This window comes from Saccharothrix carnea (genome assembly GCF_003014735.1).
Taxonomy (GTDB): domain Bacteria; phylum Actinomycetota; class Actinomycetes; order Mycobacteriales; family Pseudonocardiaceae; genus Actinosynnema; species Actinosynnema carneum.
On the sequence record NZ_PYAX01000003.1, the window covers coordinates 388,305 to 411,249 of the forward strand.

21 protein-coding genes, 1 pseudogene and 1 riboswitch are annotated in these 22,945 nt (G+C 71.4%); of the genes and pseudogenes, 10 read left to right on the forward strand and 12 right to left on the reverse strand.

All coding sequences use genetic code 11. From position 1 onward, the window contains the following. Positions 1–14: 14 nt before the first annotated feature. Complete coding sequence (locus B0I31_RS10130; protein ID WP_106615068.1) at positions 15–1,052, reverse strand: NAD(P)H-dependent flavin oxidoreductase; 1,038 nt, start codon at positions 1,050–1,052, stop codon at positions 15–17. 161 nt (positions 1,053–1,213) lie between these two features. Further along, positions 1,214–2,707 (reverse strand): chitinase, encoded by a 1,494-nt coding sequence (locus tag B0I31_RS10135; protein WP_106615414.1) that lies wholly within the window; start codon positions 2,705–2,707, stop codon positions 1,214–1,216. 109 nt (positions 2,708–2,816) lie between these two features. Here B0I31_RS10135 and B0I31_RS10140 point away from each other — a divergent pair, with 109 nt between their 5' ends. Then, positions 2,817–3,242: an HD domain-containing protein gene (locus tag B0I31_RS10140; protein ID WP_106615069.1), complete on the forward strand. Its 426-nt coding sequence runs from the start codon at positions 2,817–2,819 to the stop codon at positions 3,240–3,242. A gap of 121 nt (positions 3,243–3,363) precedes the next feature. After that, positions 3,364–3,585 (forward strand): hypothetical protein, encoded by a 222-nt coding sequence (locus B0I31_RS10145; RefSeq protein ID WP_106615070.1) that lies wholly within the window; start codon positions 3,364–3,366, stop codon positions 3,583–3,585. A 58-nt stretch (positions 3,586–3,643) separates the two neighbouring features. Here the strand turns inward: B0I31_RS10145 and B0I31_RS10150 are convergent, their stop codons facing one another. Continuing rightward, the gene (locus B0I31_RS10150) at positions 3,644–4,213 is read right to left on the reverse strand and encodes a Uma2 family endonuclease (protein ID WP_106615071.1); all 570 of its coding nucleotides are present in this window, start codon (positions 4,211–4,213) and stop codon (positions 3,644–3,646) included. Between the two features lie 117 nt (positions 4,214–4,330). Continuing rightward, positions 4,331–6,175 (reverse strand): translation elongation factor 4, encoded by a 1,845-nt coding sequence (gene lepA / locus B0I31_RS10155; protein WP_106615072.1) that lies wholly within the window; start codon positions 6,173–6,175, stop codon positions 4,331–4,333. 102 nt (positions 6,176–6,277) lie between these two features. Between lepA and B0I31_RS10160 the strand changes: the two genes are divergently transcribed. After that, positions 6,278–6,712, forward strand: a complete 435-nt coding sequence (locus tag B0I31_RS10160) for a type II toxin-antitoxin system PemK/MazF family toxin (RefSeq protein WP_219910654.1) — start codon at positions 6,278–6,280, stop codon at positions 6,710–6,712. Between the two features lie 81 nt (positions 6,713–6,793). Then, positions 6,794–7,390: a class I SAM-dependent methyltransferase gene (locus B0I31_RS10165; protein WP_106615074.1), complete on the forward strand. Its 597-nt coding sequence runs from the start codon at positions 6,794–6,796 to the stop codon at positions 7,388–7,390. Here the strand turns inward: B0I31_RS10165 and B0I31_RS10170 are convergent. The 3 genes from B0I31_RS10170 to B0I31_RS10180 are packed head-to-tail and all read right to left on the reverse strand — an operon-like array spanning position 7,367 to position 9,321. Then, positions 7,367–7,735 (reverse strand): VOC family protein, encoded by a 369-nt coding sequence (locus tag B0I31_RS10170; protein ID WP_106615075.1) that lies wholly within the window; start codon positions 7,733–7,735, stop codon positions 7,367–7,369. The genes B0I31_RS10165 and B0I31_RS10170 overlap by 24 nt on opposite strands. Positions 7,736–7,748: 13 nt before the next feature. Further along, a complete protein-coding gene (locus B0I31_RS10175) occupies positions 7,749–8,207 on the reverse strand; it encodes a GNAT family N-acetyltransferase (protein WP_106615076.1) in 459 nt (152 codons plus the stop codon). A 4-nt stretch (positions 8,208–8,211) separates the two neighbouring features. Then, a complete protein-coding gene (locus B0I31_RS10180; RefSeq protein ID WP_106615077.1) occupies positions 8,212–9,321 on the reverse strand; it encodes a winged helix DNA-binding domain-containing protein in 1,110 nt (369 codons plus the stop codon). A 121-nt stretch (positions 9,322–9,442) separates the two neighbouring features. Between B0I31_RS10180 and B0I31_RS10185 the strand changes: the two genes are divergently transcribed. From B0I31_RS10185 to B0I31_RS10195, 3 genes are all read left to right on the forward strand, one after another. Continuing rightward, the gene (locus B0I31_RS10185) at positions 9,443–10,366 is read left to right on the forward strand and encodes an SPFH domain-containing protein (protein ID WP_106615078.1); all 924 of its coding nucleotides are present in this window, start codon (positions 9,443–9,445) and stop codon (positions 10,364–10,366) included. Between the two features lies 1 nt (position 10,367). Further along, positions 10,368–10,583 carry a type II toxin-antitoxin system antitoxin gene (locus B0I31_RS10190; protein WP_073889611.1) on the forward strand — a complete coding sequence of 72 codons (216 nt, stop codon included), beginning with the start codon at positions 10,368–10,370 and terminating at the stop codon, positions 10,581–10,583. Between the two features lie 288 nt (positions 10,584–10,871). Beyond that, complete coding sequence (locus B0I31_RS10195) at positions 10,872–11,651, forward strand: VOC family protein (RefSeq protein ID WP_106615079.1); 780 nt, start codon at positions 10,872–10,874, stop codon at positions 11,649–11,651. Here the strand turns inward: B0I31_RS10195 and B0I31_RS10200 are convergent. Continuing rightward, complete coding sequence (locus B0I31_RS10200; RefSeq protein ID WP_106615415.1) at positions 11,620–12,423, reverse strand: TSUP family transporter; 804 nt, start codon at positions 12,421–12,423, stop codon at positions 11,620–11,622. The two genes, B0I31_RS10195 and B0I31_RS10200, sit on opposite strands and share 32 nt — an antisense overlap. 145 nt (positions 12,424–12,568) lie before the next feature. On the opposite strand from B0I31_RS10200, the gene B0I31_RS10205 reads away from it, so the two are divergent. Both B0I31_RS10205 and rpsT read left to right on the forward strand, forming a co-directional pair. Beyond that, positions 12,569–14,848, forward strand: coding sequence for a glycoside hydrolase family 3 N-terminal domain-containing protein (locus tag B0I31_RS10205; RefSeq protein WP_181320081.1), 2,280 nt, complete (start codon positions 12,569–12,571; stop codon positions 14,846–14,848). A gap of 129 nt (positions 14,849–14,977) precedes the next feature. Continuing rightward, a complete protein-coding gene (gene rpsT, locus B0I31_RS10210; protein WP_073889602.1) occupies positions 14,978–15,238 on the forward strand; it encodes a 30S ribosomal protein S20 in 261 nt (86 codons plus the stop codon). A 92-nt stretch (positions 15,239–15,330) separates the two neighbouring features. On the opposite strand, the gene holA is transcribed toward rpsT, so the two are convergent. Beyond that, complete coding sequence (gene holA / locus B0I31_RS10215) at positions 15,331–16,314, reverse strand: DNA polymerase III subunit delta (RefSeq protein ID WP_106615081.1); 984 nt, start codon at positions 16,312–16,314, stop codon at positions 15,331–15,333. 96 nt (positions 16,315–16,410) lie between these two features. Further along, a riboswitch (SAM riboswitch) is annotated at positions 16,411–16,526 on the forward strand. 11 nt (positions 16,527–16,537) lie between these two features. Between holA and thrC the strand changes: the two genes are divergently transcribed. Beyond that, positions 16,538–17,800, forward strand: coding sequence for a threonine synthase (gene thrC, locus B0I31_RS10220; protein ID WP_106615082.1), 1,263 nt, complete (start codon positions 16,538–16,540; stop codon positions 17,798–17,800). Positions 17,801–18,473: 673 nt separating this feature from the next. Here the strand turns inward: thrC and B0I31_RS10230 are convergent. The 3 genes and pseudogenes from B0I31_RS10230 to B0I31_RS10240 form a co-directional block, all read right to left on the reverse strand. Further along, a pseudogene (locus B0I31_RS10230) lies at positions 18,474–20,744 on the reverse strand (DNA internalization-related competence protein ComEC/Rec2); the annotation flags it as partial. Between the two features lie 543 nt (positions 20,745–21,287). Further along, positions 21,288–22,013: a ComEA family DNA-binding protein gene (locus tag B0I31_RS10235; protein ID WP_106615083.1), complete on the reverse strand. Its 726-nt coding sequence runs from the start codon at positions 22,011–22,013 to the stop codon at positions 21,288–21,290. A gap of 86 nt (positions 22,014–22,099) precedes the next feature. Continuing rightward, positions 22,100–22,942 (reverse strand): DegV family protein, encoded by an 843-nt coding sequence (locus tag B0I31_RS10240; RefSeq protein WP_106615084.1) that lies wholly within the window; start codon positions 22,940–22,942, stop codon positions 22,100–22,102. Positions 22,943–22,945: the final 3 nt, after the last annotated feature.

A 22,945-nucleotide genomic window follows, 5' to 3' on the forward strand; every position in this document is an offset into this window, starting at 1 on the left:
GCCATTCTGTGGTGCTACACCGGGGAAATGCGCGTGATCGCGACGGAAAGGGCTTGGCGTGCCTCGGCCGCCAACCGGGCCACCACTTCGGCCGCCGGGGCCGGTCGGACCAGCGCGTAGGTCTGCCCGGCCCACAACGACATCAGCTCCGGGTCGCCGGTCGCGCGCACCGGCCGGGTCAGGTGGTGCACCTCCGGGTACGCGGCGGGCGCCTGCTCCTGGTTGTCCACCAGGAACCTGTTCACCAGGCCACGTGCCGGACGTCCGCTGAACGCCCTGGTCAACGCCGTGCGGCGGGTGCCTTCGGCGAGCGCTTGGCGGTGGGCGGCGGACGTGCCCGCCTCCGGCGTGGACAGGAACGCGGTGCCCAGCTGCGCCGCGACCGCGCCCGCCGTGATGACCGCGGCCACGTCCGCGCCGTGGACCAGGCCTCCGGTCGCGATCAGCGGCAGGTCGACCTTGGCGCGCACCAGCCGCAACGCGGCCAGCACGCCGAACAGCTCGCCGCCGCCGGGCGAGACGCCGTCGTCGGCGAACGTGCCCCGGTGCCCGCCCGCGTCACTGCCCTGCACGCACAGCGCGTCGGCGCCGACCTGCGCCGCCTGCGCGGCTTCCTGCGGTGTCGTGACGGTGACGACGACCGTGGAGCCGGCCGCGTGCAGCCGGTGCACGTCCTCCGGGTTCGGTAGGCCGAACGTGAACGAGACCACCGGAACGCGCAACGCCATCACGAGTTCGAGCTTGGCGGCGTAGGAGTCGTCGTCCCACCGCGGTTCACCGGGCTCGGTCGGCGACTGCGCCTTGACCCGGTCGAGGTAGCCGGACAGGTCGGTGGTGGAGCGGGGACCGGGGACGAACAGGTTCACGCCGAACGGCCGGTCGGTCAGCGCGGTGGTGGCGGTGATCTGCTCGGCGACGGCTTCGACGGACAGGTAGCCGGCGGCCAGGAACCCGAGCCCACCCGCCCGTCCGACCTCGGCCACGAGCGCGGGTGTGGACGCCCCACCGGCCATCGGCGCGGCGATGACGGGCACTTCGAGTCTGTCCAACATGGCGCGACCCTAACCCGCGCTTCCGCTGCGGTCACGTATTTGCAGGTCCACGGCGTCCATGGGCAAAACGGGCGCGTTGCGAGCGGTCCGGCACGCGGCGGGTCGGGTAGCGCCGGCGCCGTCCCTCCCGTGGCGCGACGGGAGGGACGGCGTCCGCCGCGCTACGGCAGCGTGTCCAGGTGCGGTGCCACCGTGTTGGCGAACTGCCAGTTGTTGGAGGCGTCCCAGTTGATCGACCACGTCATCGCGCCGCGGATGCCCGGCCAGGTCTGGGAGGGCTTGAACGATCCGCAGTTCGTGCCCTTGGCCAGGCAGTCGAGCGCCCGGTTGACGTTGGCGGGCGACTGGTAGCCACCGCCCGCGCCGGACGGCGAGGCGGGCAGGCCGAGGCCGACCTGGTCGGGGCGCAGGCCGTTCTGCAGCTGGATGCAGGCCAGCGCGACCAGGAAGTCCACCGTGCCCTGCGAGTAGACCTTCTGGTCGCAGCCGAGCATCGAACCGGAGTTGTAGTACTGCATGTTGACCACGGTGAGGATGTCCTTCACGGCCAACGCCAGCTTGAAGTACTCCGCGCCGGTGGACTGCATGTCGATGGTCTGCGGCGCCATCGCGATGACCTTGCCGCCGCCCGCGTGGATGGCGCGCAGGGCCTGCGCCATGTAGGTGGCGTTGACGCCGTTCTCCAGGTCGATGTCCACGCCGTCGAACCCGTAGTTCGCGATCAGGGACTTGACGCTGTTGGCGAAGTTCGTCGCGGCGGTCGAGTTGCCGACGCTGATCGTGCCCTTCTCGCCGCCGACCGAGATGATCACCTTCTGGCCGCGGTTCTGCAGGGTGCGCACGTCGGCCTTGAACTGGGCGTCGGTGTAGCCGCCGAGCTTGCTCGACAACGTCGGGTCGAGGTTGAAGGCGACCGCGCCCGGCGTGGTGGTGGCGTCGGCGAACGCGACGGCCACGATGTCGTAGGTGGTGGGCACATCGGCGAGCTTGAGCAGGCGCGAGCCGTTGTCGAAGTTGTGCCAGTAGCCCGTGAGCGCGTGCTTGGGCAACGTCGGGTTCGGGTTGCCGGTCGTCGTCGTGGTCGTCGTGGTCGTCGTGGTGGTGGTGGTCGTTGTCGTGGTGGTGGAGGTGCTCGTGCTGGTGGTCGTGCTCGTCGGCGGGGTGCCGGGGCCGTCGAGGCTCACGTCGTCGGCGTAGAAGGTCGGTTGGCCGTACCAGCCGTGCACGTAGATCGTGACGCTGCTGGTCGCGCCGGTGGTGAAGTCGATCGAGAGCTGGCTGAAGCCCGTCGAGCCGGGCGTCCACGTGCTCTTGTCGCCGCTGCCGGTGCCCGTCACGCCGAGGTACACGTAGCTGCCCTGCACCCACGCCGACAGCTTGTAGGCGGTGTTGGCCCGCACGGAGATGGTCTGCGAGCAGCGGGCGTTGTCCTGGCCCGCCGGGGAGCCCGCCATGGCGTGCGTGCCGGTGCGCTTGGTCGTGGTCACCGCCGTCGCCGCGGCGCTGCACGTCCACCCGCCCGTACCGCCCTCGAAACCGGGGTTGGCGACCAGGTTGGCGGCCGACGCGCTGCCCACCACCACCAGGGTCAGGCCCGCGATGGCCAGCACACCCGCCAGCACCGCGCCCAGTGCGCGTCTCGTCCTCGAAAGCACGTCCACCTCCACGTTCTCGTCGGCGGCCAAAGCCCAGCACAGGTGACGTGGGCCACTCGAAAAATGGACTAGACCACTGGGACTTGTCAAGGGTGTGAACAATGATCCGATGACGTTCACCGTTGATGACGCGATCCGGATCGCGCGGGCGGCCCACGACGGGCAGGTCGACAAGTCCGGGCAGCCCTACATCGGCCACCCGCTGCGGGTGATGGGCCGGGTGTCCGGCGAGCACGCGCGCATGGCGGCCGTGCTGCACGACGTCGTCGAGGACACTTCCGTCACCGCCGACGACCTGCTCGCCGCCGGGTGCCCGCCGGAGGTGGTGTCGACCGTGCTGGCGTTGAGCCACCGTGACGGTGAGACGCAGGAGGAGTACCTGGCGCGGGTGCTCGCCGACCCGGTCGCGGTGGAGGTCAAGCGGGCCGACATCGCGGACAACACATCACCGCCCCGACTGGCGATGCTCGACACCGCCACCCAGGACCGGCTGCGCGCGAAGTACTCGAAAGCCCTCGACATCCTCGGCCGGTGACGTGGTCTTCACGGGCCTGTGACAGTTGCGGTGGAGATCACGCCCGATCTGGCTCCACAAGCCTCTGACGTGCGGCATCATGGTAGGTGAACCGATACAGAGAAGACGACCGAAAGGCGACATGACCAACGCTCTGAAGACCGTTCGCACGTACTTCGCCACCCGGCGGCAGATCCGCAAGCGTGAAGCGGACCTGAACCGCGAGCTGGCCGCCTACGACACCCCGAGCGCCCGGATGGACATGGAAGCCATCCTCGCCCGGCACTCGAGCCACGAGGCGCGTGAGATCGAAGCGATCCTCCGCCGCCACGCGCTCAGCGGGATGCTCCGCAACCACAGCTGAGCCGCCGCACCCCTTCGAGGGCCTTCAGGACAGGGGCGTCCTGAGGGCCCTTTTGTCATTACTCCCCGTCTTCCCACAAGGTGCCGAGCAGCTCGGCGGGCACGATCCGCACCGGGAACGGCAGCGTCGCGTCGAACGGCTTCTCTCCTTGCACCTCGGCCACCTGCTGGTAGCAGCCCTCGGCGTCGAGTTCGAACACGGCCAGCACGGGCTCCTGCGGGTCGATCACCCAGTAGCTGACCACGCCCATGCGCTCGTAGGCGTTCTTCTTGATCGTGAGGTCGCGAATACCGGTGCTCGGTGAGAGCACTTCCACCGCCAGCAATGGCGCGACGGGCAACAACCTGTCGGTGAAGTCGGCGTGGCGGCCGACGAGCACGTCCGGCTGCAGCTCGGTCCTCCCGCTCGGCTGCACGGCGAATGGTGCCGTCAGCACGGAAAGATCGTTCGGGCAGCTCCCGTCCAGCAGCGAGCCGAGTTTCAGGACGATCTTCTGGTGCCGGTACCCCGGTGCCGGGCTCACGTAGAGCTGCCCGTCGATGAGTTCGTAACGGCGTCCGTCATCAGGCATGCCCTCCAGGTCCTCGACCGTGTAGGAGCTGCCTTCTTGTTCGACCATGACGGTCATGGTCCCCTCCTCCCAGTTGGTGCGCCAACCATGGCAGGAAAAAAGGGCCTGAAAACGCCTCCACGCCGACCGGTTCACCCGAAGATGTGCCGGTCGGCGCGGATTTGGCCGGTGGTACTACTTCTTTCCCTTGTCCTTGCCGGAGTCGTCGGTCGACAGTGCGGCGACGAAGGCTTCCTGGGGGACCTCGACGCGGCCCACCATCTTCATCCGCTTCTTGCCTTCCTTCTGCTTCTCCAGCAGCTTGCGCTTACGCGTGATGTCACCGCCGTAGCACTTCGCGAGCACGTCCTTGCGAATGGCGCGGATCGTCTCGCGGGCGATCACGCGGGCGCCGACGGCGGCCTGGATGGGCACCTCGAACTGCTGCCGCGGGATCAGCTCGCGCAGCTTGCTGGCCATCTTCGTGCCGTACCCGTAGGCGTGGTCCTTGTGCACGATCGCGCTGAACGCGTCCACCGGCTCGCCCTGGAGCAGGATGTCCACCTTGACCAGCTCGGCGTCCTGCTCGCCCGACTCCTCGTAGTCCAACGACGCGTAACCACGCGTGCGCGACTTCAGCGCGTCGAAGAAGTCGAAGATGATCTCCCCGAGCGGCATGGTGTAGCGCAGCTCGACGCGGTCCTCGGACAGGTAGTCCATGCCGCCGAGCTGGCCGCGCTTGGACTGGCACAGCTCCATGATCGCGCCGATGTACTCGCTGGGCGCGATGATCGTGCACCTGGTGATCGGCTCGTACACCTCGGCGCGCTTGCCGTCCGGCCAGTCGGACGGGTTGGTCACCACGTGCTCGGTGCCGTCGTCCATCACGACCCGGTAGACCACGTTCGGCGCGGTGGAGATCAGGTCCAGGCCGAACTCGCGCTCCAGCCGGTCCCGGGTGATCTCCAGGTGCAGCAGGCCGAGGAAGCCGCAGCGGAAGCCGAAGCCCAGGGCGGCCGACGTCTCCGGCTCGAACGTCAGCGCGGCGTCGTTGAGCTGCAGCTTCTCCAGCGCCTCGCGCAGGATCGGGTAGTCCGAGCCGTCCACCGGGTACAGCCCGGAGTAGACCATCGGGCGCGGCTCGCGGTACCCGGCCAGCGGCTCGGTCGCGCCGTGCTTCTCGGCCGTGACGGTGTCGCCGACCTTCGACTGGCGCACGTCCTTCACGCCGGTGATGAGGTAGCCGACCTCGCCGACGCCCAGGCCGACGCTCGGCTTCGGCTCGGGCGAGATGATGCCCACCTCGAGCAGCTCGTGGGTCGCGTTGGTCGACATCATCCGGATCCGCTGGCGCGGGGTGATCTTGCCGTCGACCACGCGGATGTAGGTGACCACGCCACGGTAGGTGTCGTACACCGAGTCGAAGATCATCGCGCGGGGCGGTGCGTCCGCGTCGCCCACCGGGGCCGGGACGCGCTTGACGACCTCGTCCAGCAGCGCGCCGACGCCCAGGCCGGTCTTGGCCGAGACCCGCAGCACCTCCTCGGGCTCGCAGCCGACGATGTGCGCGAGCTCCTTGGCGTACTTGTCCGGGTCCGCCGCGGGCAGGTCGATCTTGTTCAGCACCGGGATGATGGTGAGGTCGTTCTCCATCGCCAGGTACAGGTTGGCCAGCGTCTGCGCCTCGATGCCCTGCGCGGCGTCGACCAGCAGCACGGTGCCTTCGCACGCCTCCAGCGCACGCGAGACCTCGTAGGTGAAGTCGACGTGACCCGGCGTGTCGATCATGTGCAGCACGTGGTCCCGGCCGTCGACCTGCCACGGCAGCCGCACGTTCTGCGCCTTGATCGTGATGCCGCGCTCGCGCTCGATGTCCATGCGGTCGAGGTACTGCGCGCGCATAGCCCGCTCCTCGACCACGCCGGTGAGCTGCAGCATGCGATCGGCCAGGGTCGACTTGCCGTGGTCGATGTGCGCGATGATGCAGAAGTTCCGGATGAGCTCCGGAGGCGTGAACGTCTGGTCGGCGAACGTGGTCACTCAGGTTCCTCGCACACGAAGGACGGGGGATCGACCCATCTTCTCACGTCACGGGGTCGTGGCGTTCCGCGCGTACGTGACCGAGACCATATGCTGCCCGCCGTGTACGCGAACGGTGAAGACGCCCGCCCGCTGAGGGGCGCGGTGCGCGAGGTCCACACGGCCGCGGTGGCGGCCACCCTGGAGTACTCACCCGACCTGGACGGCCTGGCCGACCCGGGCGAGGTGGTGTGGGCCTGGGTCCCCTTCGAGGAGGACCCGAGCCGCGGCAAGGACCGGCCGCTGCTGGTCGTGGGACGGCACCGGCGTGCACTGCTCGGCCTGATGCTGACCAGCAAGACCCCCGACCGGCACGAGGTCGACGACTGCCTCGACCTGGGCTCGGGCCGCTGGGACCGCGACGGCAGGCGTTCCTACCTGCGCCTGGACCGCGTGTTCGAGCTGGACGAGGCCGACATCCGCCGCGAGGGCTCGGTGCTGGAGCCGGAGCGGTTCTCGCTGGTCGTGGACGTGCTGCGGCGGCTCGGCTGGCGCTGAGACCACCCCGGGGGTCATCTCCGGGCCGGTCTCCGGGCGGTCCCCGATGCGGTCGGAGCGGCCCGTCACGACGCTGGTGGCATGGCGAACAACCTGATGAAGGCGTTGGACGCGGCGTTCGGGCACCCGCGCGGCAAGGTGGGCGAGCTGGGCGGCCGGGTCATGGCCGTGCTGAACGCGAAGGTGGAGGAGCACGTCACCGAGGTGGCCGCGCCGACGCCCGAGGAGGTCGTGCTGGTGCTCGGCCCCGGTCCGGGCGTGGGGCTCAAGCTGGCCGGTGAACGCGCGCTCAAGGCCATCGGCGTCGACCCGTCGCAGGTCATGCTGGACGAGGCGCGTGAGCGGTGCGCGGAGCTGATCGTGGCGGGCCGGGTGGAGCTGCGCGAGGGTGCGGCGACGCGGACCGGCCAGCCCGAGGACTCGGTGGACGTGGTGGTCTCGGTGAACAACCTCCAGCTGTGGGGCAACCGGCCGGCCGCGTTCCACGAGCTGTTCCGGGTGCTGCGGCCTGGCGGCAGGCTGGTCGTCTCGGTGCACCGGCGGGCGCTGGACACCTCCGAGTACGACCTGATCCAGGAGGCCGAGGCGGCCGGGTTCACCGGGGTGCGCACCTCGTTGCACCAGTACGGCGGCGTGGTCGGGCCCGCGGTGCAGCTACTGGCGGGTGTCCCGGCGTAGTGGGTGGTCGGCGGGGACCTCGACCAGCACGACGTGCCTGCCGTCCGGGTCGGTGATCCACAGCTCGTCCAGGCCCCACGGCTCGCGCCGGGCGGGCCGGACGACGTGGTCGGCGAGCTCTTCGGCGGCCCGCCGCAGGTCACGCACTTGCAGCCACAGCTGCGTGGCGTCCGTCGGACGTTCGGTGGAGGTGCCGGAGACCTCCAGGAAGCCCTGGCCGAGGAAGAACACCGTGCCGCCGGGGAACTCCCGGTGCACGGCCAGGCCCAGCACATCGCGGTAGAACGCCCGCGCGCGCTCCGGGTCGTGAGAGCGGACGAGGACGCGGCTGCTCAGGATCTCCACGGCGTCCAGGCGATCACACGTCCAGCCGCAGCGCCATTCGCACGTGGTCGCCGTCGCGACCCTCCTCGCGCCAGCCGTGGTCGGTGTAGAAGCGCCGCGCGCGGTGGTTCTCCGCGAACACGTCGAGCCGCGCGGTGGTGACGCCGAGGTCCCGCAGCGCATCCATCGCCGCGTCGTGCAGCGCGTGGCCGACGCCCCTGCCCCAGCACGCCGGGTCCACCTGGAGTTGCAACAGCGAGCCATCGGGGGTGACCAGCGCGAACCCGGCGAACACGTGGTCCAGTTCGGCGCACAGCCACACCCGGCCGGGCTTGTCGAAGGCGTGGCCGGCGGCCCGCGCGGACCGTTCCCACTCGGCGAGTTCCGCCTCGGGCACGTGGCCCTCGTAGTAGCTGCGCCTGGCCTTGACGTAGACGTCGACGAGCGGCCGGTCGTCCTCCGCCCGGGGTGGGCGCACGGTGATCGTCCCCATGCACTCAGGGACGCGGCACCGCCGGTGAGGTTGTCCGGACCTCGTGCCGCGACGCGTCCGGCGCGAGGAACGCCAGCAGCCGTCCGGCCTCCCGCTCCAGCTCGTCCGGCGCGGGCAGCCGGCGGAACGGCCGCAGTTCCAGCGTGGCGACGTCGTCGGCGCGGTGCAGCTTCCAGTCACCCGCCGTGACGCCGTCGACCAGGAAGAACTGCGGCACGGGGCCGTGCGGGTCGTAGTTCTGCGCGCGCACGTCCTCGGTGACGACCCGGCGCCGGTCGGCGTGCGAGAGCAGCACGTTGTCGAAGTCGTAGAGGAACCGCGGCGGCGCGGGCTCGTCCGGGTCCGGACGGGGCGCCTCGGGCAGGTCGAACAGCTGCTGGCCGTCCTCGTCGCGCAGCCGCAGCAGCGGCAGCCCTTCGACCACCTCGCGCAACCGGGTGAGGCCGGACCAGGTCTGCACGTCCTTCACCGTGGCGGGGCCGAACGCGGCCAGGTAGCGCAGCACCAGGTCGTCCAGCGACGGCTTGTCCGCCACGGACGCGCCCAGCCACGTCTCCACGCTGGTGTGCGCGATCGTGCCGCTGCGTCCCCACACCCCGCGCGGCGGCACCTGCACCAACGGCACCAGGCACCGGATCGCGTAGGCCAGCGAGGCGGGCGCGCGGTCGGGCCACTGCTCGTGCAGCAGGGTGCCGAGCTCCTTGTTGGTGCGGGGCTTCTCGGCCAGCAGCACGCGCCCGGCGGCCACCACGGCGTCCACGTCCAGGCCGCGCATGTCCCGGCCGTGGGTGTAGTTGCGGAACAGGTCCCGGTCGAGCGCGGGCTGGACCGCCGGGCGCAGGGCCAGGGCGTCCTCGGCGGTGACCAGGTGGATGGTCGACCGCATCACGGCGATGCGCACGAGCCGCCGGTCCACGAGCAGGTCCGCGGCCCGGTCCGGGGTGAAGCCGGCGATCCGCGACCACAGGCCGGTGTACCAGGTGTGCGGTGTCTGGGCCTGCAACCCGACCAGGTGCGCGACGACCTCGGGCACGGTCGCCTCGGCGCGGGCCAGCAGGAACTGGCGGGCCAGGGTGGCTCGGCCGAGGGCACGACGGCTCAGTACCGGGGTCATGCGATCACCGTAGGGCTCATTGCGGTCAACTTCTGTCCTCGTTTCAGCGCCGGCTTGTCCGGCGGCACGGAAAAGTGATATCACTTTGCTAAGCACGAGATATGACATCGAGGGGTGGAACATGGACGCGACGACGGACGTGGCGGTGCGGATGCCGGCTCCGGTGGTCCGGGAGCGGGAGGCACGAGCGGTGTCGGGTTGGGGGGTGCTGGCCGGGGTGGTGGTCGGCGCGCTGCTGGGCGCGGCGATCGTGGTCCTCGGCACGATTCCGGGTGACGACGGGCCGAGCGTCCCGGCGATCGTCGGCGGCGGCCTGCTGATCGCCGGGAGCAGCATCGCGAGCATCGGGTTGTTCACCGTCGCGCCGGGCGAGTCGCGGGTGCTCCAGTTCGCCGGCCGCTACACCGGCACCGTCCGCCAGGACGGCCTGCGCTGGGCGAACCCGTTCACCACGAAGGTGAAGGTGTCCACCCGGATCCGCAACCACGAGACCGCCACGCTGAAGGTCAACGACGCGGACGGCAACCCGATCGAGATCGCCGCCGTGGTGGTGTGGCAGGTCGAGGACACCGCGCGGGCCAAGTTCGAGGTGGACGACTTCGTGCGGTTCGTCGGCATCCAGACCGAGACCGCCGTGCGGCACATCGCGACCAGCTACCCGTACGACAACCACGACGAGACCGGGCTGTCGCTGCGGGAGAACGCGGACGAGATCACCGAGACGCTGTCGCTGGAGATCGCGGCACGGGTGCAGTCGGCCGGGGTGAAGGTGATCGAGTCCCGGCTCACGCACCTGGCCTACGCTCCGGAGATCGCGCAGGCGATGCTGCAACGCCAGCAGGCCGGTGCGGTGGTCGCGGCGCGGTCGCGGATCGTGGAGGGCGCGGTCGGCATGGTGCAGCTCGCGCTGGCCAGGCTCGCCGAGGAGGACGTGGTGGAACTGGACGAGGAGCGCAAGGCGGCGATGGTGTCGAACCTGCTGGTCGTGCTCTGCGGCGACCGATCCACGCAGCCCGTGGTCAACGCCGGGTCGTTGTACACCTGACGTGGCCGAGCGCAAGAGCGTCCTGCTGCGCCTCGACCCGGCGGTGCACGACGCGCTGACGAGGTGGGCGAACGACGAGCTGCGCAGCACGAACGCGCAGATCGAGTTCCTGCTGCGCCGCGCGCTCGCCGAAGCCGGTCGGCTGCCCACCGGGGCCGCCGACCAACCCAGGCGCGGCCGGCCGCGCAAGCAGGACAAGGAACCGGGACCGGACTAGGCGCGACGCGCCGCCTGCCTCGGCCGGCACTTCGGGGTGGACGTCGGCGGTGCACCACTTGCACTTGTCGGCGTCCACCGCGATGAACTCCGCGCACCGCGGGCACTCGCGGGAACCCTGATGAAGCCCAGCGCCAGTTCGAACATGTTGCCGCCCAAGGCGAAGCCCTTGAACTCCAGCCACAGTTTCTTCACCCTCGGTAGATCGGTCGTCGGGACCACCTGCCTTGAGCCACACCTTCGGGTGATCGACTCGCGGAGTGACGTGACCGGTGCGACTGTTGGCGAGGTGAGCGAGCTGAACTCCCCGTACCCGCCGGGTACGCCCGCGTGGGTGGACATGATGACCACCGACCGCCGGGCCACCATGGACTTCTACGGCGGACTGTTCGGCTGGGACTTCGAGATCGGTGGCCCGGAGACCGGGCACTACACGATGGCGCTGGTGCGCGGGCTGCCCGTGGCGGGGTTCGGCGAGATGCCGTCGGACGTGATGTTCCCCGTGGTGTGGACGACCTACCTGGCCACCGACGACCTGGACGAGTCGGTGGAGAAGCTGAACGCCAACGGCGGCAAGGTGCTCGTGCCGGAGTTCGACACCGGAGGTCCGGGGCGCGGCGCGATCGCGGTGGACCCGTACGGCGCGGCGTTCGGGCTGTGGGAGGCGGGCACGCACATCGGCGCGTACGTGGTGAACGAGCCCGGTTCGGTGGTGTGGAACGAGCTGGCCACCCGTGACGCGTTCGGCGCGGCGGAGTTCTACCAGCAGGTGTTCGGTGTCGGGCTCGACCCGCTGCCGGACTTCCCGTACACGCAGCTGCGGGTCGAGGGCCGTGCGGTGGCGGGCGTGTTCGGGATGGCCAACGAGATCCCCGCCGAGATCCCGCCGCACTGGATGACCTACTTCGCGGTCACCGACGCCGACGCGGCGGCGAGGCGGGTGGCCGAGCTGGGCGGCGTCACGGTCGGCGACGTGGTCGAGTCGCGGTTCGGCCGGTTCACCACCGCCGGCGACCCGATGGGCGCGACGTTCCGGGTCATCCAATCGCCGCCTTCCACCCCAGACTGACCACGAGCGCCACCACGACGGTGAGGAACACCCGGCGCACGAACGCCGATCCGCGCCGCACCGCCAGCCGCGCGCCGAACACCGCGCCGGTCACGTTGCACAGCGCGAGCACCAATCCCAAGCCCCACAGCACTTTCCCGGCCGGGATGAAGTACAAGAGGGCACCCAGATTAGTGGCCACGTTCACCACTTTTGCCGTGGCCGAGGCGCGCAGGAACGCGAACCCCACCAAGCCCACGAGCAGGAACACCAGGAACGCGCCCGTGCCCGGCCCCGCCAGGCCGTCGTAGAAGCCGATCACCGCGCCACCCAGGGCCATCACGGCGATCTGCGCGAAACGCGTGAACCTCGGCGTCTCCGCCACGCCCAGCTCCGGCTTGCGCCACGTGTAGAGGCCGACGCCGACCAGCGCGACGAGCACCACGCCGTTGAGCACACCGGGCGCCAACGCCCCCGCGAACGCCGCACCGCCCACCGCGCCCGCGAACGCGGCCGCCGCCATCGGCAGCGCCGACGACCAGTCGATCGCCGCCTGCCGCGAGTAGGTGCGCACCGCCGCCGCCGTGCCGACCACGGAGGCGACCTTGTTCGTGGCCAGCGCGTACAGCGGCTGGCCGCCGGGCGCGATCAGCAGCAGCGCGGGCAGTTGGATCAGTCCACCGCCGCCCACCACCGCGTCGACCGCGCCCGCGAGGGCGGCGGCCAGGCAGAGGAACAGCAGGGCGGCGAGCGAGATCTGCCCGAAGCCGGGCCAGTCGAGTGCGGTGGTCACCCGCACATCAAACAAGACGGGCGTACTGCATTTCACCCCTTACCACGATGGGAGCGCTCCCAGAATGCGCCGTTCGGCCCTGTTGTGGGCCGATTCACACAGGGAGGGTGATCCCGGTGTTCTCCGATCCACCTGGAGGTTCTCGGTGTTGAGATCCCGCAAGCGGACCGCGGTCGCCGCGCTGGTCTCGCTGGCCCTGTTGGTCACCGGCGCGCAGGCCAGCGGCGTGATGGAGCCGGCCGGACAGGACTACCAGGACGCGCGGGCCCCGGTCGACCGGCGCGTCGAGAGCCTCCTCAAGCGCATGACGCTGGAGGAGAAGGTCGGCCAGATGACCCAGATCCGGCTGGGCAAGCTGCGGGGCAACTGCGAGTGGAACCCCGGTCCGCTGCGCGAGGACTGCATGAAGGCCGTGCTGGAGGACGCCAAGGTCGGCTCCATCCTGTCCGGCGGCGGTGACGCGCCGAACCCGAACACGCCCCGCGCGTGGGCGGAGATGACCAACACGATCCAGAAGTACGCGCTGGACCACAGCAGGCTGCGGATCCCGCTGATCTACGGCGCGGACGGCGTGCATGGCCACTCGAACGTGCTCAGCGCCACCATGTTCCCGCACCAGATCGGCCTCGGCGCGACGTGGAACCCGGAGCTGCAGGAGCAGCTGGGCGCGTCCACCGGCCGGGCCATGCGCGCCACCGGCGTGTTCTGGAACTTCGCGCCCGTGTCCGACATCGCCCGCGACACCCGCTGGGGCCGGTACTACGAGACCTACAGCGAGGACCCGGTGCTGGCCGGCGCGCTGGCGGCGGCGAACGTGCGCGGGCAGCAGGCCGAGCCGACCGACGGCACCGCGAAGCTCACCGCGACGGCCAAGCACTTCGCGGGCTACTCCGAGCCGTTCAACGGGCACGACCGGGCACCCGCCCAGCTGCCGATCCGGTACTTGCAGGACACCGTGCTGCCCGCGTTCCAGCCGCAGTTCGACGCGGGCGTCGGCACCGTGATGATCAACTCCGGTGCGGTGAACGGCGTGCCCGCGCACGCGTCGAAGTACCTGCTGACCACGCAGTTGCGCGACCGGATGGGCTTCCGGGGCGTGGCGATCACCGACTGGGAGGACATCCGGTTCCTGGTGGACCGCTACCACGTGGCGGCGGACTACGAGGAGGCCATCGCGATGGCCGTCAACGCGGGCGTGGACATGGCGATGGAGCCCTCGGACGCGGCCGGCTTCACCTCGGGCCTGTTGGCGGGCGTGCGCAGCGGTGCGATCCCCGGCAAGCGGATCGACCAGGCCGTGCGGCGGATCCTGAAGCTCAAGTTCGAGCTGGGGCTGTTCGAGAAGCCGTTCGTGGACGTGGAGAAGGCCGACGCGATCGTGAACGGCGCGGACCGGGCGCTGGCCCGTCAGGCGGCGGCGGAGAGCACCGTGCTGCTGCGCAACGACGGCGTGCTGCCCCTGTCGACCGGCGCGGGCAAGCTCGTGGTGACCGGTGACGCGGCCGATTCCGTGCCCCGCCAGCTCGGTGGCTGGTCGGTCGGCTGGCAGGGCGTGCCGGACTGGTCGGCGATGCCGGAGGCGGTGACGGTGCTGGAGGGCATCCGGGCCGCCGCGCCGTCGTCGAACGTGGTCAGCGCGCCCGCGCAGGCCGACGCGGTGGCGCAGGCCGGTGACGCCGACGCGGTGGTCGTGGTGCTCGGTGAGGACCCGGGCGCGGAGGGTGAGTCGGACACCGAGGAGCCCGCGCTGACCGCCGCGCAGCAGGGCCTGGTGGACGCGGTGCGTGCGGCGGGCAAGCCGGTCGTGGTGGTGCTGCTCACCGGCCGGCCGCAGGTGCTCGGCACGGTGGCGGACGCACCGGCGCTGGTCGCGGGCTGGCTGCCCGGTTCGGAGGGCGGCAGCGCGATCGCCGACGTGCTGTTCGGCGCGGTCAACCCGAGCGGCAAGCTGCCGGTGTCGTGGCCGAAGACGGTCGGTGACCAGCCGTTCTCGTACGACCAGCCGCGTGGCGCGAACACGGTGCCCAGTTCGGGGTACGACCCGGCGTTCGCGTTCGGGCACGGCTTGTCGTACACCACGTTCACCACGTCCGCGCCGACCGTGAAGTCGGCCGAGGTGCGGCGGGACGAGCAGGTCGAGGTGTCGGTGACCGTGGCCAACACCGGGGCGCGTGACGGCACTCTCGTCGTGCCGGTGTACGTGCACCAGCCGGTGAGCAAGGTGCTCACGCCGGAGCGACGACTGGTCGGCTTCACGCGCGTGGCGTTGAAGGCGGGCGAGCAGCGGGCGGTCGAGGTGACGTTCGACGTGCGGCGGCTGGCGGTGACGTCCGGCGACATGGACGGCTCGGGCAAGCCGGAGGTGGCCAAGGGCGACTACGAGGTCGTGGTCGGCGAGGAGAGGACTCGATTGACGGTGCGGTGAGCTGCCCTGATATCCTTCTCGGCCGTACCCGCGCGGCATTCCGCTGTGGAGGAAAACCGCCCCTTCGTGGGGCGGAGCCGGTGACAAGCGCGGTGCGACTCTCCAGACCGAGGAAAAGGTGGCTTTCGCGTGGCGAACATCAAGTCCCAGATGAAGCGGATCAAGACGAACGAGAAGGCGCGCCTGCGCAACAAGGCCGTCAAGTCGTCCCTCAAGACCGCCATCCGCAAGTTCCGTGAGGCCGCCGAGGCCGGTGACAAGGAGAAGGCCACCGTGCTGGCGCGGGAGGCTTCCCGCAAGCTGGACAAGGCCGTCACCAAGGGCGTGATCCACGCCAACCAGGCCGCCAACAAGAAGTCGGCGCTGGCGCGGCGCGCCAACCAGATCTGATCTGGTCCTCACGCCACTGGTTCTTGCCGAAAGGGCCGCTCACCCCACGCGGGGTGAGCGGCCCTTTCTTTCGTCTCCGGCAGCCTGCATGGTCAGCGGCGGCCGTGGGCGGCGACGATCTTGAGCACCGCGCGTTCCAGGGCGTAGCCCGAGTCGGCTGCGACGCCCTTGACGTCGGCGTTCAGGTCGGCGACCACAGTCATCGCCGCCGCGAGCCCCCGGTCCTCCCAGCCGCGTGATTGCCCCTGGGCCTTCTTGACCTTCCACGGCGGCATGCCGAGCTCTCCCGCCAGCTTGAACGGGTCGCCCCGACCCACCGCCGACACCCGCGCGATCGTGCGCACCGCGTCGGCCAGCGCGTCAGCGACCAGCACGTGTGGCACGCCGAGCTGGATCGCCCACCGCAACGCCTCCAGCGCACCGGCCCGGTCGCCCATCACAGCCTTCTCGGCCACCGCGAACCCGGTCACCTCGGCCCTGCCCCGGTGGTAGCGGCGGACCGCCTCGGCATCGACCTTGCCACCCGTGTCCGCGACGAGCTGCGAGGCCGCCGCCGCCAGCTCGCGCAGGTCCGACCCGACCGCCTCGATCAGCGCGGCCACCGCCTCCGGATCGGCCTTGCCACCACCCGCCGCACGGATCTCGTTGCGCACGAAAGCTTCCCGGTCCGCCGCCTTGGTCATCTTGGGGCACTCGGTGACCCGGGCACCCGCCTTGCGCAGCGCCGCGGGCAGGTCCTTGGCCACCTTGCTGCGCCCGCCGCCGCTGTGGACGACCACCAGCGTGACCCCGTCCGCCGGGGCCTTGGCGTAGCCGATGACCGCGTCGGCGATCTCCTTGCCGCACTCCTGCGCGGCCTCCAGCGCGACCACCCGCCCCTCGGCGAACAGCGACGGGCTCACCAGTTCAGCCAGCTCAGGCGGGGTGAGATCGGTCACGCGCACGCGGGTCAGGTCGGCCTGCGGATCGACTTTCCGCGCCGCCGCCAACGCACCGCGCACCGCGCGCTCGACCAGCAACTCCTCCTCGCCGACGATCAGGTGCACGGCGTCGGGCGTGTCAGCGGGCGCACTCACGGACGCGATCCTCCCACGCGCGTCGGGCGTCCGGATGGTGGACGTCTCTGGCTGAGGGTCGGGATGGTGACGTAAGTTGAGGCCACAACTGAATACCGCTCATCCAGAGGGGCAGAGGGATCGGCCCGAAGAAGCCCCGGCAACCCGTCGCACAGCGTCCGCTGGCGACCACGGTGCCAATTCCGACCCGCGACGCGCGGGAAAGATGAGGAGATACCTCGCGATGACTGCTGTCAGTGTGCCCTCGGCCACCACCTCCTTCGACCTCGGTCCCGCCCGCGCACTGTCGTGTCGCGAGTGTGGCCACGAGACGCCGCTCGCCGCCGAATACGCCTGTCTCGAGTGTTTCGGGCCGCTGGAAGTGGCCTACGACTTCGGCCGGATCCGCCGCGAGGACATCGAGGCAGGCCCCCGGTCGATCTGGCGCTACCGCGGCCTGCTCCCCGTGCCGACCACCGTCGAGTCGCACCCCAACACCAACCCCGGCGGCACCCGCCTGGTCGAGGCCGACCGCCTCGCCAAGGCACTGGGCGTGCGCAAGGTGTGGGTGAAGGACGACACCGGCAACCCCACCCACTCGTTCAAGGACCGCGTGGTCGGCGTCGCCCTCGCCGCCGCCCGCGAACTGGGCTTCAAGGTCCTGGCCTGCCCCTCCACCGGCAACCTGGCCAACGCCGTCGCCGCCGCCGCGGCCCGTGCGGGCTGGCAGTCGGTGGTGCTGGTGCCGTCCACCCTGGAGCGGGCGAAGATCCTCATGACCGCCGTCTACGGCGGCAACCTGATCACCGTCGACGGCAACTACGACGACGTGAACCGGCTGGCGCAGGAACTGGCCGCCGAGCACGAGGACTGGGCGTTCGTCAACGTCAACGTCCGCCCCTACTACGCCGAGGGCTCCAAGACGCTCGGGTACGAGGTCGCCGAACAGCTGGGCTGGCGACTGCCCGACCAGATCGTGGTGCCCATCGCGTCCGGCTCCCAGTTGACCAAGGTCGACAAGGCGTTTCGCGAGCTGGGCGAGCTGGACCTGGTCGAGCAGACCCCCTACCGCGTGTTCGGCGCGCAGGCCACCGGCTGCTCCCCCGTCGCGGCCGCGTTCAAGGCCGGCCACGACGTGGTCACCCCGGTCCGCCCGGACACCATCGCCCGGTCGCTGGCGATCGGCGCCCCCGCGGACGGCCCCTACGTGCTGGACGCCGTCCGCCGCACCAACGGTGCGATCGAGGACGTCACCGACGAAGAGGTTGTCGAGGGCATCCGCCTGCTGGCCCGGACCGAGGGCATCTTCGCCGAGACAGCCGGCGGCGTCACCGTCGCCACCGCGAAGAAGCTCATCGAGACCGGCCAGCTGGACCCGGACGGCGAGACGGTGCTCCTGATCACCGGCGACGGCCTCAAGACCCTCGACGCCCTGGGCGACCGCGTCGGCCCCCGCGCCAACGTCCCGCCGTCTGCCGAGGCCGTCCTGAAGGCCCTCCAGGACTGATCCCGGCGACCTCCGGGCGGCCACCGCGGTGCCGGCCGCCCGGATGTCACGGCCCGGGTCAGCCCGGCGGCGGGATGCCCGTCGACGGGTTCGGCGGTCTGCCCGGCGCCGGCCGGCGTGATCGCGGTACCGCGGCCAGGTCGGGCGCCACCACGACCGTCTCAGTCCTCCTGGTTCTCATAGCGAGATCCGGGACGAACGCAGCCAGCCGGTCCGGGGGAACGCGGACAGCTCCGGCAGGACGTGCGGCCCGACCGGTTCGGTGACCACCCGCCAGGCGGTGAGCATCTGCGGCCAGGGACGTTCCGCCTTCTCCTGGTTGTAGCGCTCGGCGTGCCACTCCTCCGGCGCCATGGTGAGGTCGGCGTCGAACAGGGCGTCGGCGACCAGGCGGTAGGCGGTGTCCGCCGAGGGCACCTGCGCCAGGCGGATCACGCCGACCGCCGTCGCCCTGGCGACGATGCCGCGTTCGCCGCCGGGCAGGTCCTCGCAGACGTAATAGGTGAAGGCGGGACGCAGTTCGTCCCGTGGCCACGGCTCGGCGGTGTAGCCCGGCTGCCACAGCGCCCACGCCACGGCCCGGTTGCCGCCTCGCGGCGACCAGCCGGAGTGCAACCGGATCCAGACGTCGTTCCTCATCGTTCTCCCCTTGTCCGTTGTCGGCATGGCTGCCGCCCCTGCGGGCGACCCGCGGCCCGTCCGGGCCAGCCAGGACGGCGGTGTCGCCGTCCCGGTCCGTGCGCAGCACCAGCGCGCCTCGGCTCGTCAACGCGTCGACCAGCACCCCGCTGGGGTGGCCGTAGCGGTTGCCCGCACCGACGCTCACCAGCGCGATCCGCGGCCGGACCGCCGCGAGGAACGCCGGTGACGAGTACCGCGACCCGTGGTGCGGCACCTTGAGCACGTCGGCCCGCAGGTCCACGTGCCCGCCGAGCAGGTCCGCCTGCCCGGCCAGCTCGATGTCGCCGGTCAACAGCACCCGCCCGGCCGCGGTGGTGGCCCGCAGCACCAGCGACGCGTCGTTGACCGCCGTGTTCGTCTCACCCACCGGGTCCGCACGCGGGCCCAGCACGTCGAGGTCCAGTCCCGGCCAGCTCAGCCGCTGCCCGGCGCCCAGCTCGACCACGCGGACCCCGGCCTCCCGCGCTCGTTCCACCACCTCCTCCCACGCCCACTCCGGCTGCCGCGACGGCCCCACCGCCACCGCACCGACACCTCGCTCGGCCATCACCGCGGCCAGCCCGCCGACGTGGTCGGCGTGCAGGTGGCTGAGCACCAGCAGCGGTATCCGCCGCACCCCCAGCCGGCGCAGGCACGACAGCACCGGCACCGGGTCCGGCCCCGTGTCGACCAGCACCGCCCGGTCGCGCTCGGCGGTGGCGAGGACGACGGCGTCCCCTTGCCCGACGTCACAGGCCACGACCGACCAGCCGGGCACCGGCCAGCCCGGCGAGACGACGTTGAGCGGCACGATCACCACCACCGCGCCGACCACGACCGCCACGGCCAACGCCCGCACCCGGCGGAGCCTGGTGATCGCGTAGCCGAGCACCAGCACCCCGGCCAGCGACACCCCGCCGACCCAGCCGCCGGGCCACGCGACCGCCGCTCCCGGCACGGCCGCCGCGTGCCTGCCGACGGTGATCAACCAGCTCGCCGCCGGACCGGCCACCTCGACGACCAGCCGGGCCGCCGGCTCGTGCGCCGGTGCCAACAGGGTGGCCAGCACCCCGAGCACCGTCGCCGGGGCCACGACCGGAGCGACCAGCAGGTTCGCCAGCACCGCGACCAGGCTGACCTGGCCGGAGAGCCCGGCGACCAGCGGCGCGGTCGCCAGGTTCGCGGCCACCGGCACCGCCAGCGCCTCGGCGAAGCCCACCGGGACGCCCCGGTCTTTCATGGCGGCGGCCCACCTCGGCGCGAGCAGCACCAGCGCCGCCGTCGCCACCACCGACAGCCCGAACCCCGGGTCGGTGGCGAGTTCCGGGTCGGAGAGCACCAGGACCACCACTGCCGCGGCGAGCGCCGGCAACGCCGACCGCTCCCGACCCAGCACCAACGCGAGCAAGGCCACCGCACCCATCACCGCGGCCCGCAACACGCTCGGCTCCGGCCCGGCCAGCACGACGAACCCGACCAGCGCCACCATCGCCCCCGCCGCGCACCCGCGCGGACCGATCCTCAGCAGCCTCAGCAGCAACAGCACCGCGCCGCAGAGGATCGCCAGGTTCGCCCCGCTGACCGCGAGGACGTGCGCGAGCCCCGCCGTGCGGAACTCCTCCACCACCCTGGGCGGAAGGGCGGAGGTGTCACCGACGACGAGCGCGGGCAGCAACCCGGCCGGTTCGGGGTCGAGCGCCGTGCTCGCTCTTCGCAGTCCGGCCCGCAGGTCCTCGGCGACCCGCTGCCACACCGGTGCTTCCGTCACGTTCTGCGGAGGCCCACGAACCCGCAGCACCGCGACCGTCAGCTCGCCACCCCGGGGAAGGGCCAGGGTGCCGCGTGCGGTGGCCCGTTGACCGGGCAGGAGATCCCGCCACCGGGCCGCCGACGCCAACACGACGATCCGACCACCGTCATCGAGCGTCCCCCGGACCAACACCAGGTCGACCCCGCCCGCCCGCGAACCGAAGCCACTGGTGCGCAGCCCGTGCGGCCGGTTGTCGAGTTCGAAGTGGACGGTGGCCGACGCCCCGGCCCTCGCCGCCTCCCGCAGGGGGTGGTGGACAGCCCCGTGGGCCTGAGCACCGATCCACAACGCCGCGACCGGAGCCGCGACAACCACCGCGACCGCCGCCGGCCGCCACGGGCGCAGCACCAGGCCGCCGAGCAGTGCGGCGACCAGACCGGCCGCCGGTGCCGCCCACCACGCCCAGAGCAGCCCGGCCAACGCCGTCGCCCACACCGCCAGCGCCGCCGGCACCAGGTACGCGCGGGGATTCACGACTCGACCTCCAGACGTAACCACCGAGAACGGCGACAACAACCGAGCGGACTGCGGACCATCAGGGACAGCAGCTGCCAAGCCAGCGGCTCGAACACCCCAGGCCCCCCGGCACCGCCGGGACCGGGTCCGCACAGGGGACCGGTGTGCGACGACTTGGGTCCCCAGAGGTCGGACGTGCTGCCTACTGCCAGGGGCAGGCCGGTGCGGGCGGACTTCGGCCTCCTGGTCGGGGCGGTGCGCAGATCGGGCTCATGAGCTCACCCAGCGGAACCTGGACAGGGTGGTGAGGCGGGTGCGGGCGGTGTGGATGGCGCGGCGGACCTTGGTCGGGAGGTGGGATGTGCGGTGGCGGGAGTCGGCGTGACAGCTGTTGGCCTGGTTGAGGTTCGATGCGGTTCGTTGGGTGGGAATGGTTGGCAGGTAAGGGGTTGGCGTGACGTGATCCGCTGGGGAGCCGGTCGGGTTGGGCGGGGTTTGTGGGCCGGCGGGGGTTGGGCTGCCGTCGATGGGGTGCATGAGGTCTCCGGGTGGGGTGGGTGCTCAGAGGCGGACCAGGTCGCGGAGTTTGGCCAGCTTGGCGTCGCCGATGCCCTCTATCTCGCCCAACTGGTTCAGGGAGGTGAAGGGGCCGCGCTTCTGCCTTCGGTCGATGATTCGTTGGGCGGTCACCGGGCCGACGCCGGGCAAGGTGTCCAGTTGGTCCTTGGTCGCGGTGTTGAGGTTCAGTGGTCCGGTGGTCGCTTCGGCCGGTTGGGGTGCGGGGATGCCGACGGCTATCTGCTCGCCGTCGGTCACCTTGCGGGCGAGGTTGAGTGGGGTCAGGTCGGCGCCCGGGTTCGCTCCGCCCGCTGCTCGCAGGGCATCGGCCACCCTGGCGCCGTTGGGGACGGTCACCAGGCCTGGGGTGGGTACCTGGCCCACGACGTTGACGACCAGCTGGTCCTCGGCGCGGGTGACGGCCGCGGCCTCGGCTACCGGGAGGTCTGGTGGGGTTTCCGGCTCGGGCCGCTGCCACCACAGGGCCAAGGCGACCGCCAGCGCCACGCCGGCCATGACGCCTGCCAGCAGGAATCTGCGGCGGTGGGGAAGGGCTTGCTCGGGCAGCCAGCGGCGCAGCAGGCGGCCGAGGGAATTGGGTGGGGCGGCGTCACCGGCCGATGAGACGAAGACGAGCGTCTCGGCGTCCGCTGCGCGATGCCTGCCCCGTTCCTGGGAGACCAGGGCCTTGAGGCGGGCAGTGGTGGTTTCCGGGTTTCTGTCGAACATGCGGTCGACGTTAGGCCGGATGGCGCAGGGGGTGGGGCGGCAGTTCGGGATCTGTGGACAACTCGCTGAATGCTGGATAACTGGGGCTAGGACACCCCTCCGGGCAGCACCACCACGCCCAGCACACCGGGGCCCGTGTGCGCGCCGATCACCGCTCCGACCTCGGAAATCAGGCAGCCGGTCGAGCCGGGGACGCGTTCGTCGAGCAACGTCGCCAGTTCCGCCGCGCGTTCCGGCGCGGCCAAGTGGTGGACAGCCAGGCCCACCGGTCCGGAACCCGCCGCCGACGCGGCCAGGTCGACCAGGCGGCCGATCGCCCGGCCCATCGTGCGCACCTTCTCCAGCGGCACGATCCGACCGTCGTCCACGTGCAACAACGGCTTCACCGCCAGCGCGGTGCCCACCAGCGCGGCGGCGGCGCCGATCCGCCCGCCTCTCCGCAGGTGGTCGAGCGTCTCCACGCAGAAGAACATCCTGACCCGGGCGGCGGCGGCCACCGCGGCTTCCTCCGCGCACACCGGGTCACCACCGGCAGCGCAGGCGGCCAGCACGGCGAACCCCAGGCCCATGCCCGTGGCCCGCGAGTCGACCACCCGGATCCGGGTCGGATCGACCTCCTCCGCGGCCAGCCGCGCGGCCTCCCACGTGCCCGAGAGATCACGGGACAGGTGCACGGACACGATCCCCTCAGCGCCGTCCGCCAGCACGGACCGGTACACCTCGGCCAGTTCACCCGGCGTCGGCCGGGACGTGGTCACCCGGCGGTGCTCGCCCAACGCCGCGGCCAGCTCCGCCGGACCGAAGTCCACCCCGTCCAACCTGCTGCGACCGTCCACGGCCACGTGCAGCGGCACGACCCGGACGCCATTGCGCTCGGCGAACCCCTCGGGCAGGTACGCCGTGGAGTCGGTGACGATCGTGGTGGACACGAG